11 protein-coding genes are annotated in these 12,023 nt (G+C 71.0%); 7 read left to right on the forward strand and 4 right to left on the reverse strand.

The window, feature by feature from the left end; translation table 11 throughout:
• Positions 1-5: 5 nt before the first annotated feature.
• Together MODMU_RS28965 and MODMU_RS00800 are read right to left on the reverse strand one after the other, a co-directional pair.
• Positions 6-392, reverse strand: a complete 387-nt coding sequence (locus tag MODMU_RS28965; RefSeq protein ID WP_014738240.1) for a hypothetical protein — start codon at positions 390-392, stop codon at positions 6-8.
• The gene (locus MODMU_RS00800; RefSeq protein ID WP_014738241.1) at positions 389-1,321 is read right to left on the reverse strand and encodes an ABC transporter ATP-binding protein; all 933 of its coding nucleotides are present in this window, start codon (positions 1,319-1,321) and stop codon (positions 389-391) included. Before MODMU_RS00800 ends, MODMU_RS28965 begins: the two co-directional genes overlap by 4 nt.
• Positions 1,322-1,786: 465 nt before the next feature.
• Here MODMU_RS00800 and MODMU_RS00805 point away from each other — a divergent pair, with 465 nt between their 5' ends.
• The 4 genes from MODMU_RS00805 (at position 1,787) to MODMU_RS00820 (ending at position 5,213) form a co-directional block, all read left to right on the forward strand.
• Positions 1,787-2,926 carry a NosD domain-containing protein gene (locus MODMU_RS00805; RefSeq protein WP_166503350.1) on the forward strand — a complete coding sequence of 380 codons (1,140 nt, stop codon included), beginning with the start codon at positions 1,787-1,789 and terminating at the stop codon, positions 2,924-2,926.
• Positions 2,927-3,084: 158 nt separating this feature from the next.
• A complete protein-coding gene (locus MODMU_RS00810; RefSeq protein ID WP_014738243.1) occupies positions 3,085-4,560 on the forward strand; it encodes an MFS transporter in 1,476 nt (491 codons plus the stop codon).
• A 13-nt stretch (positions 4,561-4,573) separates the two neighbouring features.
• Positions 4,574-4,861 (forward strand): hypothetical protein, encoded by a 288-nt coding sequence (locus tag MODMU_RS00815; protein ID WP_014738244.1) that lies wholly within the window; start codon positions 4,574-4,576, stop codon positions 4,859-4,861.
• Between the two features lies 1 nt (position 4,862).
• A complete protein-coding gene (locus MODMU_RS00820) occupies positions 4,863-5,213 on the forward strand; it encodes an iron chaperone (RefSeq protein WP_014738245.1) in 351 nt (116 codons plus the stop codon).
• Positions 5,214-5,217: 4 nt separating this feature from the next.
• Here MODMU_RS00820 and MODMU_RS00825 read toward each other — a convergent pair whose 3' ends face one another.
• Positions 5,218-6,432: a sensor domain-containing phosphodiesterase gene (locus MODMU_RS00825; RefSeq protein WP_014738246.1), complete on the reverse strand. Its 1,215-nt coding sequence runs from the start codon at positions 6,430-6,432 to the stop codon at positions 5,218-5,220.
• 77 nt (positions 6,433-6,509) lie between these two features.
• Positions 6,510-7,403 (reverse strand): DMT family transporter, encoded by an 894-nt coding sequence (locus tag MODMU_RS00830; RefSeq protein ID WP_014738247.1) that lies wholly within the window; start codon positions 7,401-7,403, stop codon positions 6,510-6,512.
• 66 nt (positions 7,404-7,469) lie between these two features.
• Here MODMU_RS00830 and pdxR point away from each other — a divergent pair, with 66 nt between their 5' ends.
• From pdxR to MODMU_RS27445, 3 genes are all read left to right on the forward strand, one after another.
• Positions 7,470-8,885: a MocR-like pyridoxine biosynthesis transcription factor PdxR gene (gene pdxR / locus MODMU_RS00835; RefSeq protein WP_014738248.1), complete on the forward strand. Its 1,416-nt coding sequence runs from the start codon at positions 7,470-7,472 to the stop codon at positions 8,883-8,885.
• 652 nt (positions 8,886-9,537) lie between these two features.
• On the forward strand, positions 9,538-10,383 hold the full coding sequence (locus MODMU_RS28220; RefSeq protein WP_166503351.1) for a hypothetical protein: 846 nt from the start codon (positions 9,538-9,540) through the stop codon (positions 10,381-10,383).
• Entirely contained in the window at positions 10,380-12,023 is a 1,644-nt protein-coding gene (locus MODMU_RS27445; RefSeq protein ID WP_166503352.1) for a GmrSD restriction endonuclease domain-containing protein, read from the forward strand. The genes MODMU_RS28220 and MODMU_RS27445 overlap by 4 nt, the downstream gene beginning before the upstream one ends.

Here is a 12,023-nt window from a genome sequence, read left to right on the forward strand (position 1 = left end):
CGCTTTTAGAGGGGGGCGAGCAGCGTCTTGAGCGTGCCCCAGCCGTACTCGCTGCCGGCCAGCAGCGCGCCGAGGGTGAGCAGCAGGGCCCCGCCGAACAGCGGCAGCCCGGAGAGCGTGTTCTCCACCAGCCGGTCGGGCAGCGTGCTCGCCAGCAGCGCCTCGGGTGGGCTGCCCTCGTAGGAGGAGCCGCGCCGGTAGCTGACGTAGGGGATGAGGCTGCTGAACACCAGCTGCAGGGCCGGCCACAGGCCGAGCAGCACCCAGGTGGCCGGGCGGCGCAGCAGCTTGAGCAGCTCGGCCGAGACGATCGCGCCGAGCGAGCCCGCCGTGCGGGTCCGGGCCGACGGGGCGCCGCGCTCCGGCGTCCTGGTCTCCGTCGCCGCGCTCACCGGACGGCGCTCTCGAGCTCGGACCCGGTCATCTGCAGGAAGACCTCCTCGAGGGTCTGCGCCTCCTGGCGCAGCCCGGTCACGTCGACGTCGGCCAGGACCAGCGCCCGGTTGATCCGCGCGGTGTCCTCCGGCCCGGCCTGGACGACGAGGGCGCCGTCCTCCACCGCCACCCGGTCGGCGCCCAGCAGCCCGGCCGTGATGGCGGCGGCCTCCTCGATCGGGTCGGCCTCCACCACCAGGCGGCGCAGCCCGAGCAGCTCGCCGACGCTGCTCTCGACGACCAGCCGTCCGACGGAGACCACCGCGACCCGGTCGCAGACCTGCTCGACCTCGCCGAGGAGGTGGCTGGACAGCACGACGGTGCAGCCCTCGCCGGACAGCCGGCGCAGCAGCGCGCGCATGTCGGTGATCCCGGCGGGGTCCAGCCCGTTGGTGGGCTCGTCGAGGATGACCAGCTCGGGGTCCTTGAGCAGCGCCGCGGCCACCCCGAGCCGCTGCTTCATGCCCAGCGAGTAGGTGCTGTAGCGGTCGCCGGCCCGGTCGGTGAGGGCGACGGTGCCCAGCACCAGGTCGACCCGGCCGGGCGGGGCCCCGGCGTAGCGGGCGAGGACGCGGAGGTTGTCCCGGCCGGAGAGGTAGGGGTAGAAGCCCGGACCCTCGATGAGCGCGCCGACCCGGACCGCCGAGGAGCCCGCGGGCCGGCCGAGCACCGTCGCCGTGCCGCTGGTCGGCCGGATCAGCCCGAGCAGGGCCCGCAGGGTCGTCGTCTTGCCGGCGCCGTTGGGGCCGAGGAAGCCGTACACCTCCCCGCGACGGACGGTGAGGGACAGGTCGTCGACGACGGTGCGGCTCCCGTAGCGCTTGGTGAGCCCGTCCAGCACCACGACCTCGTCACCGGGCCCACCGGTCTCCTGTACTGGCTGCATGGCGGGACTGTGCCCCCGCCCGCGGAGCGCTGTCGACCGCTGCACCGGGCGTGGCGCGGCGATTCCCCCCGGAGGACGGGACCGTCCGGCCCGCGGTGCGCACGCGGTTGCGACCTGGGGCACGAGCGGGACACGACCGGAGTCGTAGCCGCACCCACCCGGAGGTCGGAGTTCCCACCTCAGATGGGCTCAGGAGTCGACTCCTGTCGTCTTGGGCTGGCCCGGACGCCTCGACAGGGTTGTCCTCGCCAAGCGACCAGGTGCCGGAGTCCGCTCCCGCACCGGCTCGTCGACCAGCGCGGCTCGATCGGGAGGGCTGTCATGCGCAACACCAGCAAGGCCAGGAAGGTCAGAGGTCCATGGGGGGCCCGCAGTCGGGCGGTCGTGGTGGCCGCGGGGTTGATGCTCGCCGCCCTGCCCGCGAGTGCTGCGGTCGCCGGAGGGCACCCGGGGAACACCCTGACGGTGCAGAGGGGTGAGTCGATCCAGGCGGCGGTCGACAAGGCCCGGTCCGGGGACACCATCAAGATCGAGGCGGGCGACTACCGCGAGGCGGTCTGCGTCGACCGCAAGGGCCTGACCATCGTCGGTGCCGGCGCCGGCGCGACCACCATCAGCTGGCCGAGGTGGAACACCGTCCGGGAGCTGCCGGCGGTCAAGCCCACCCCCTGCTGGACGGCGCAGGAGGCCGCGGACAACGAGGGCGACCCGACCACGCTGGCCGACGACGTCTCCGGCCTGTTCTTCCTCAACCCGAACAAGCCGGTCAGCGTCAGCGGGTTGACCACGAAGAACCACCCGGCGAGCGGGATCGCCGCCTGGGGCGCCAACGGGTACGCCGTCCACGACACCGCCGGGATCGGGCACGAGCGCTACGGCGTGCTCGCCGCGGCCTCGAAGAACATCTCGATCACCGGCAACTACGAGAAGGGCGTCGTGCGCGCCGCCCCGGTCCTCGGCGGCACGGCCGGCATCGGCCTCGGTGACTCGGACAAGGCAGCGGCCGACATCATCGGCAACTACGTCGAGGGCTACAACCTGGGTGTGTTCGTCCGCGAGTCACGCGGCGGCGAGATCACCGGCAACACGGTGACCGGCAACTGCGTGGGCATCCTGTTCTTCGACGACTCGGCCACCGAGATCCCGAACACCAACGGCTTCGTCCTCGGCGGCGACTTCGCGATCAAGCAGAACACCTCGGTCGCCAACAACCGCTACTGCATCGCCGGGCGTGACGGCAGCCAGCTGGTCTCCGGCGTCGGCATGTCCATCACCAACGCCGACCACGTCCAGGTGCTCAACAACGTGATCAAGGACAACCGCCCGGTCATCCCGGCCGGCGCCGCGCCGATCAACTACCCGGCCGGCGGTCTGAGCCTGGTCAGCTTCGCCCCCCCGCCGGGCACCAGCCCGCCGGGAGCCCAGGCCCCGGGTCTGGTCGAGTACGTCGACGTGATCGGCAACAAGTTCGTCAACAACAAGCCGGTCGACATCTGGCTGACCCGCCCGATCCCGGGCACCCTGCTGCAGCCCGCCGGCCCGGGGATCGTCTTCCGGGACAACCGGTGCTCGCTCAGCGACCCGGCGTGGATCTGCGGGCGCTGACCGCCCCGTAGCGCTGGACGCCGAGGCCCTGTCCCCCTGCGGGAGGGGGCCTCGGTGCGTCCGCCGGCTGTGACGGGGGCTGCAGTCGGGAAGAGAACGGCGGTCGGGCACGCTGGGCGACGTTGACCCAGGCAACGAGCAGGACGGATCCGCACCGCATGAGCACCACCGGACGCCGCGCGCACCACCAGGTCACCTTCGCCGTGCTGGCCACGGGGGTGATCGCCTTCGCGCTCCTGCAGTCGCTGGTGACCCCGGTCCTGCCGACGCTCGAGGCCGCGCTGGGCACCAACCAGTCCGACGTCACCTGGGTGCTGACCGCCTACCTGCTGTCGGCCTCGATCTCCACGCCCGTCCTGGGCCGGCTGGGGGACATGCGCGGCAAGAAGCGGATGTTCGTCCTCGCGCTGTCCGCGCTGGCGCTCGGCTGCCTGATCGCCGCGCTGGCCACCGACCTGACCGTGATGATCATCGCCCGGGTGGTCCAGGGCATCGGTGGCGGTGTGCTGCCGCTGGCGTTCGGGATCATCCGCGACGAGTTCCCCCGGGAGAAGGTCGCCGGTGCGGTCGGCGCCATCTCCGCGCTCATCGCCGTCGGCGCCGGGGTCGGCCTGGTGGTGGCCGGCCCGATCGTCGACGCGCTGAGCTACCACTGGCTGTTCTGGCTGCCGCTCATCGTGCTGGTCCTCGCCGCGCTCGCCGCGCAGTTCCTCGTCCCGGAGTCCCCGGTGCGCACCGCGGGCTCGATCAACTGGCCCGCCGCCCTGCTGCTGTCGGCCTGGCTGGTCGCGCTGCTGCTCGCGCTGAGCCAGGCGCCCTCCTGGGGCTGGGGGTCGGCCTCGGTGCTCGGTCTGCTCGCCGCGGCCGTCGTCCTCGCCGTCCTGTGGGTCGTGGTGGAGTCCCGCTCCGCCCAGCCGCTGATCGACATGCGGATGATGCGGGTCCGTGCCGTCTGGGCGACCAACCTGGTCGCGCTGCTGTTCGGTGTCGCGATGTACGCCGCGTTCGCCTTCCTGCCGCAGTTCCTGCAGACGCCGTCCGCGGCCGGCTACGGCTTCGGCTCGACGGTCACCGCGTCCGGGCTGCTGATGCTCCCGCAGACGATCGCCTCCTTCCTGCTCGGCCTGGTGTCGGGCACGCTGGCGCAGCGGATCGGGTCCAAGCTCGTGCTGGTGATCGGCACGCTGGTGTCCGCGGCGGGCTACCTGGTCTTCGCGCTGGCCCACGACTCGCAGACCGAGGTGCTGATCGGCTCCACCGTGATGGGCGCGGGCTTCGGGCTGGCCTTCGCCGCCATGTCGAACCTGATCGTCGCCGCGGTGGAGCCCTCGCAGACCGGCGTGGCCAGCGGGATGAACGCCAACATCCGCACCATCGGCGGGTCCATCGGCGCCGCCGTCATGGCGTCGGTGGTCACCGCGGGCGCCGGCCCCACCGGGGTGCCCCCGGAGTCCGGGTACACCCACGGCTTCCTGATGCTCACCGGCGCGCTGGTGCTGGCGGCGCTCGCGGCGCTGCTCATCCCGGCCGTTCGGCGCGACCCGCAGACGCACGCCGAGCCCGACGTCGAGCTGCGCCACCCCGAGGCCGCGCTGGTCGCGGGCGGGACCCTGGTCGGCGACGAGCCGGAGTGACACGCTCGGGGGCATGAGCTCCCGGTCCTGGATGTCGCTGTGGTCGCACGGCTCGGCGTTGTCGATCGCGTCGGAGGGCTCGTTCCTCTCGATCGGCAGCGTCGGGTCCTTCCTGTCCGTGGGCAGCGTCGGCTCGTCGACGTCGCTGTTCTCCGCGCTCAGCTGGATGTCGGTGGGCTCGGCCCTGTCCGCCCAGTCGATCGGGTCGGTGCTGTCCTGGCGGTCGGTCGGCGGCGCGCGGTCGGTGGGCTGCGTCGCGGCGGCCGCCGCGCTCGGGCTGGCCCTGGCCGGACGGCGCTGACGTGGCCGCGACCGTCGCGGAGTACCTGACCGGGCTGCCGGACGACGTCCGGGGCCGGCTGGAGGAGGTCCGCCGCGTGGTGCACGAGGTGGTGCCGGACGCCGGGGAGACGATCAGCTACGCGATGCCGACGTTCACCCTCGACAGGCAGCCGCTGCTGCACGTCGCGGCGTGGAAGCGGCACCTGGGTCTGTACCCGCTCCCCGCCCTGGACCCGGAGCTGGCGGCGCTCGTCGCCCCCTGGCGCGGCGCCAAGGACGCGATGCAGCTGCCGTACGCCCTCCCGCTGCCCCGCGACCTGGTGGCCCGGGTGGTCGGGGTGCTGGTGGAGCAGCGGCGCGCCGGCTCCTGAGGGGTCAGGCGCTGAGCGTCCGGTCGCCCGGACGGCGCCGTGGCAGGGCCGCGGGCGCCAGCTCCGCCACCGCGCCCGGCCGGCCGAAGTGCCAGCCCTGCCCGTCGTCCACCCCGGCGGCGAGCAGGGCGGCGTGCTCGGCGGCGGTCTCCACCCCCTCGGCCACCACCCGCGCGCCGCAGCTGTGGGCGAAGGCGGCCAGGGCGGTGACCAGCCGCGCGAGCACCGGGTCGGTGTCGACGCCGCTGACGATGCTGCGGTCCAGCTTGAGCACGTCCGGCGCGGTGGAGACCACGTGCCGCAACGAGGAGAAGCCGGCGCCGACGTCGTCCACGGCCAGCTGCATGCCGCGGGCGCGCAGCGGTGCCAGCGCCGCGGCGAGCGCGGCGTAGTCCTCGACCTGCTCGTGCTCGGAGAGCTCGAGCACGACCCGGTGCAGCGGCAGGGTCGCCAGGAAGGCGCGGCACTCCCGGGTGAGCAGGGTGCCGGGGGAGACGTTCAGCGAGAGGTGCCCGCTGACCCGGTCCAGCACCTCGGCGGCGCGCCGGAGCGCGAGCAGCTCGAGCCGGTGGCCGTGCCCGACGCTGTGCGCCTCGGCGAAGACGGTGTCCGGCGCCCGGTCCCACTCCGCCGGGAACCGGCTCAGCGCCTCGGCCCCGGTGCGGGCACCGGTGGCGAGCTCGACGATCGGCTGCAGGACGACGGCCGGGCCGCCGTCGCTGAGCACCGGGCGCAGGCGGTCCTCGATCTCGTGCCGCCGGCGGCGCTGGTGCAGCCCCGGCTCGAGGACGGCGGAGACCGCGGCGGCGAGCACCTCCATGAGGACGGCGTCGCGCCGGCCGAGCGTGGGATCGGGGGTGAACCCGAAGGCGCAGACGGTGCCGTACAGCGTGCCGTCCCGGAGCCGCACCGGGGCGGAGACCCAGCTGCGGATGCGCGGGATCCGGGCGGCCGGCAGCCGCATGGCCTCCGGGTACCGGCGCACGTCCGGGATGACCGCCGGTAGCCGGCCGTCCAGGATCGCCTGGCAGAAGGTGGTCTCCTGGGGCTGGGTGTGGCCGTCGGCGACCTGCCGGGGCAGGGGTGACTCGACGACCTCCAGCGTCTGCGTCGTGCCGTCGAGCCGGCTGAGGAAGGCGACGGTCATGCCGAGCGACGTCCGCGCCGTCTGGAGCAGGCCGGCGATCTGCCGGTCCGTCTCGGAGCGCTGTCTGCGCACGGTGTCCCCCCTCGTCTCCAGGGCCCACCATCGGCAGCTCGCGGGGCGCGCTGGAGCTCGGCTCCCCCGCAGGGGTGTCAGCGGACGCGGGCGGTGAACCCGAGCACCAGCCCGGCGGCGACCACGGCGATGCCCAGCCACACCAGCGGCCCGGGCACCGCGCCGCCCATGGCCACGCCGACCCCGGCGGCGGCGACCGGTGCGACGCCGGTGAGCAGGCCGGCCCGGGCGGTGCCCAGCCGGCCGACCGCGGAGTACCAGAGCACGAAGGCGACAGCGGTCATCCCGACCGCCAGGTACCCGACGGCGGCGAGCGCGCGGCCGTCGAGCCGGCCCAGCGCCCCGGGCCCCTCGACGGCCAGACCGAGGACGCCGAGGACCACGGCGGCCAGCCAGGTGGTGTGCACCGACACGCCCCACGCCCCGTGCCGGGTGAGCACCGGGACGGCCAGCAGGGTGAACCCCGCCTCGCAGCCGAGCACGACGACCGCCCAGCCCAGGCCCACGGCGTCGCTGCGGCCGAGCCCCTGCACCAGTCCGGCGCCCGCGGTGACGACCGCCGCCGCCAGCAGCACCCGCGGCTCGGGTCGCCGTCCGGTCATCAGCGGTCCGACGACGGCCAGCGCGACCGGCACGCTCGCCACCGCGACCCCGAGCACCGCCGGCTCGGCGTGCTCGGACCCGCGCACCAACGCGACGTTGAACAGCACCATCCCGGTGCCGACGATGCCGAGGAGCCAGGCCCACTCGGTGCCGCGCGGCCGCGTCACCGACCGCCCGGTGAGCCGGGCGAGTCCGAGCAGGAGCAGGCAGGCGACGGCGTACCGGAGCGACTGCGCGGTGAGCAGCGGCGCGCCGGCGAGGACGGCGGAGATCGCCACGCTGCCACCGACGAAGCCCATCGCGGTCGCACCGGTGACGGCGGCGGATGCGGCGGACCGCTGCTGGGGCGGGTCGAGCAGGGTCGTCATGGCTGTCATGCTGCTGGCCCCCTGGTCCACTGTTGAGGGCCAATCGCCGACGTCGGGAGTGGACCAATGCCGGGCACCGACTTCCTCCAGCTCGACCCGGCGGCAGCGCCGGCGCGCGGGCTGACCGACTGGCTGACCGCGGCGGTGCGGGCGGCGGTCCTGGACGGCCGGCTGACGGCGGGGGACCGGCTCCCGGCGACCCGGACGTTGGCCGCCGACCTGGGCACCGCCCGCGGGGTGGTGGTCGAGGCGTACCAGCGGCTGGTGGACGAGGGCCTGGTCGCGGCCCGACCCGGGGCGGGCACGGTCGTGCTGCCCCGGTCGGTCGCCGTGCCCCCTCGCCCGGCGGTCGCCACACCGGCCGGCCCGGTGCGGCTGCCGGTGCCGACCGACCGGCCGCTGCTCGACGGGGTGATCGACCTGTCGCCCGGCGTCCCCGACCTGGCGGCCTTCCCGCGGGCGGCGTGGCTGCGGGCCGAGCGTGCGGTGCTGCGGGACGCCTCCGCGGCGGACCTGGGCTACGGCGACCCGCGGGGGAGCGCCCGGCTGCGGGGTGAGCTGGCCGGGTGGCTCGGGCGGACGCGCGGGCTGCAGGTGGCTCCGGAGCAGGTGCTCGTGGTGGCCGGGGTGGCGCAGGCGCTCGCGCTGCTGGCCCAGACGCTGCGGTCCCGCGCGGCGGTGGCGATCGCCGTGGAGGACCCGGGGTCCCGCGGCGCGCGGGAGGAGTTCGTGCACTGGGGGCTGCGACCGGTGGGGGTGCCGGTGGACGCTGAGGGCCTGGTCGTGCCGGCGCTCCCCGCGGTGCCGGCGGTGGTGGTGACGCCGGCCCACCAGTTCCCGACCGGGGTGGTGCTGTCGCCGGCGCGGCGGCGCGAGCTGCTGGCCTGGGCGCGGGACGGCGGCGGGCTGGTCGTCGAGGACGACTACGACGCCGAGCACCGGTACGACCGGGCGCCGGTGCCGGCGTTGCAGCCCTCGGCGCCGGAGCACGTGGCGCACACCGGGAGCACGTCGAAGACGCTGGCCCCGGGGATGCGGCTGGGCTGGCTGGTCGCGCCGGCCGGCTGGGACGCCGACCTGGTGGCGGCCAAGCACGCGAGCGACCTGGGCAGCCCGGCCCTGCCCCAGCTGGTGCTGGCGGAGCTGCTCCGGTCAGGGGAGTACGACCGGCACCTGCGGCGGGTGCGGGGCCGGCAGCGGGCGCGGCGGGACGCGCTGCTGGCGGCCCTGACCCGCTTCCTCCCGGAGGCGCAGGTCAGCGGGGTGGCCGCAGGCCTGCACCTGCTGGTCACCTTCCCGGGCTCGGACGCCGACGACGTGGCCCAGGCGGCGTCGGCGCGGGAGGCCGGGGTCGTCGTCCACCCGTTGTCCTGGCACCGGACGACCCCCGGCGACCCGGGGCTCGTCATCGGCTACGCCGCCTCCCCGCCCGACCGCCTGCACGCCGCCGTCGAGCGCCTGGCCCGCGCGCTGCACCGCTGACGTCCGGACGGCCCGCCGCTCAGTAGACCCGGCTCGGCCGGGTCACTCGGTAGGCACCGCAGCATCGGCCAGAAAAGGGCGGTCATCATCGAGCGGGCCCGGTCGTCCAGGCCGTCGACGAGCGCGTCCATTCGCAACAGAAGCGGGCGACGTGCCTAGCCGCCTGGTCTCCTTTCGCCGGCCGCACCGTGACGACGACCTTGCGGGCGGGAGGGGCGTGCGGGTGCTGGCGTCCCCGCCGCCGCGCCGCGTGGGTGACCGGCTCGGCACCCGCCCGGCCGACGCGGTTGAGCTGGCCGGCTACGCGCACCTTTTGCGACGCTGACGGGCGACGGCGACGGGCGACAACGACGGCCCCGCTTCTCAGCCTGACTCCCCGACTAGACAGTCGCCACAGGGCTGTGGGCGGCCATTAAGGTTGAAGATTGTCGAGCGCTTACCTGCGTCACATCGGCCTTGGTTGTGAGAGGCAGCCAGTCTCAAGTTCGTGCATCAACTGGGCGTGTCGGCCGTTGGACCTGCGGCGGCGCAGACAAGTAGCGGGCAGCAAGCTGCGGTGTTTGACTCGGCTGCCCGTGCATGGTCCGCTGTCCTGGCAGTCTATGACTGGCCCAATTCGAGTGTTGTCGTGCGAGATGAAACTGGGGGAAACATGGCTAAACCGACAGGTGCGGTCAATGACCCCTTCAATCTTTCGCTTGCCTGGACGGCTATAGCGGCGCTTGGGCTAATCGCTCTCGGACTGGTGTTCAATTGGGTAGGTGACGACGGTACACTCCTCGACAGCACCGGCGGGGCGCTATTTTCCCTCGGCCTAGTGACCTTTATTTCCGACTTCTACCTTCGGCGCGCCTACACGTACGACCTGATACGGCTAGTTGAGCTGTCCGGACACGTGAAGGATGTTGGCTTTCGCCGAGCTGAGACTGACCGACACATTGGGTGGGCGCAGATATTCGCTGGCGGGACGGCGTATCGTTTCTATTTGCCTGTACCGACAGCCTGGCTATCACGTGAGTGGCCGTCTGTACTTGATGCTGCTCAGAAGCGCGACGTGGCGGTTTCCGTCTACTTGCCGGATCCTGCAGGACCCTTGCTGGCTTCACAAGCTGGCCTTGTAGGTCAGGATGCGGAAAGATTTGCAGCAAGCCTTGAGGGTGTTGCTGAGACCATAGAGGCTGACTGGAAGAACGCAGCAGCTGCCAACTTGCTGAGGCCGGGGTCCCACGTGACCATCTACCTGGTGACGGACCTTATGCCTTGCGGGCTCGTGAGCGTAGACGCTAAACATGCGCTGTTAGCGCATGAGGTAGCGGTCCGCACGACTCAAGGTCCCATCGTCTTCCAGTTCGAGAAGGAGGATGAATCCGTCCCGCTACCGTGGTTCAGTCGACAGTGGGAGAACATCTCCAAGAAGACGTACGACAAGAAGTACGAGTCCTCGACGCCGACTCTGGACCTAGCACGATCCCGAACCCCAATCGAGGAGCCCACTTGACTCTAGCGCGCACCAAGGCTGAAGCCATTGACCTCGCGGCGTTATTGCAGGGAATCGATGACGGACTTGTAGTGTTGCCGGACTTTCAACGTGACTTCAAGTGGACCGACAAGGATGTTGTAGCCCTTCTGGCCACCGTGCTAAGTGGCTGGCCCATAGGTAGCTTAATGCTGGTCGAGGGGCCGCCCAGCTTTTTTCAGGTTCGCTCCTTTGAGGCGGCCCCTGCAGCCGAGGATGCAAGGTCTGTCGTTTTTACCGTGCTCGACGGACAGCAGCGGCTCACAGCGCTCTATCACTCGCTCTACGGTAAGGGTGACTTCAGGTACGCCTTGCACCTCGACAAGCTCGGAGAGGCGACGGTTGACGATCTTGAGGATGCTCTTCAGGCGCATTCGATAGCAGACTGGGTGAGAAGCTTCATGCGTCCCGTCGAGCAAGGAGAGCAACGCATTGTCCCTATGACGGCTCTGCGCAGTCCTGCCGACTTCTTCGCGTGGCGAGACTCCGTAGTCGCCACCCTTCCGTCAAGTCACCGCACAGAGTGGGTCGGCAGCATTGACCGGCTTTACAGGAGGCTCCTGTCTGGAGTCGACCGGTACACCATTCCATCGATCATCGTCGGAAGTTCGATAGCGGCGGAGGCGATTGCGCGCATATTCGAACGCGTCAACCAGACCGGGTGGAAACTTAGCACCTTCGATTTGATGGTCGCGAAGTCGTTTACCACGGACTTCAACTTGCGCCGCGTCTGGGATGCGAGCCAGGTGCAATACCCCCGGCTCGCCGCCTTTTTGGAGGGTGATGGACTTCCAGTCCTGCACACCATCGCTCTACGGGAAGCTAAGGATCTCCGTCAATCTGCTGTTCTGAGGTTATCTGGTGGTGACATCCGCGACCGTTGGTCACAAGCCTGCCACGCCATGGACGCTGCTATAGCATTCTTAGCTAATCGCTGCGGTGTCGCCAGACCTGAGTGGTTGCCGTACCAAAATCTCATGACTGTTCTTGGTGCTCTGGCTCAGGATGTCGACCTTGACTCGATCGCAGACGAGCTGACTAGCTGGTTTTGGTTTGTCGCGGCATCAGGAGCATATGACGTCGGCTCGAATACAACGGCGGTTCGCGACTATGTGCAGCTCCGAGGTGACCAGCCGCAGGAACCTCGTCGCGATGTAACGATTCTTGTAGCTGACGCGATCACCTCGACTCCCCGTCGGAAGCAGTCCTTCTACAAGACGTTTCGATGTGCCCTTGTGGCCAACGGCGCCAGGGACCTGATAACTGACCAATTGATTGTCAGTGATCGACTCGGTGAAGGAGTGCTGTCCAGGGTATGGGCGCTCAGCATGTTCCTGCGGGATCATCCTGGTGTGTCCGATGGCCCTCGGCCCTCCGCTCGCACCCTCAGCACAGTTTTGTCCTTGAGTTCCCCGTCGTTCTTTGCTCGGCAGGTGCCGCAAGAGTCGGGAATCGTTTCCCTGCGCCATGCTCATGATGGCGCTGGGCAGATGCTGGAAACGAGAACGTTTAATGCGGACGATTCGAATGTTGACCAGTTAATGCGTGGTCGCCTTCGCGAGTATGTTGATTTCTTAGAACGCCAAGGGCTTCGCGTAGTCACTCTTGAAGAGCAGGAGTAG

This window comes from Modestobacter italicus (assembly GCF_000306785.1).
GTDB lineage: Bacteria > Actinomycetota > Actinomycetes > Mycobacteriales > Geodermatophilaceae > Modestobacter > Modestobacter italicus.

Coding starts and splice junctions, on each gene's coding strand:
- MODMU_RS00800 (WP_014738241.1), bottom strand. CDS start 1,321: ATGCAGCCAGTACAGGAGACCGGTGGGCCCGGTGACGAGGTCGTGGTG.
- MODMU_RS00810 (WP_014738243.1), top strand. CDS start 3,085: ATGAGCACCACCGGACGCCGCGCGCACCACCAGGTCACCTTCGCCGTG.
- MODMU_RS00815 (WP_014738244.1), top strand. CDS start 4,574: ATGAGCTCCCGGTCCTGGATGTCGCTGTGGTCGCACGGCTCGGCGTTG.
- MODMU_RS00830 (WP_014738247.1), bottom strand. CDS start 7,403: ATGACGACCCTGCTCGACCCGCCCCAGCAGCGGTCCGCCGCATCCGCC.
- pdxR (WP_014738248.1), top strand. CDS start 7,470: ATGCCGGGCACCGACTTCCTCCAGCTCGACCCGGCGGCAGCGCCGGCG.
- MODMU_RS28220 (WP_166503351.1), top strand. CDS start 9,538: ATGGCTAAACCGACAGGTGCGGTCAATGACCCCTTCAATCTTTCGCTT.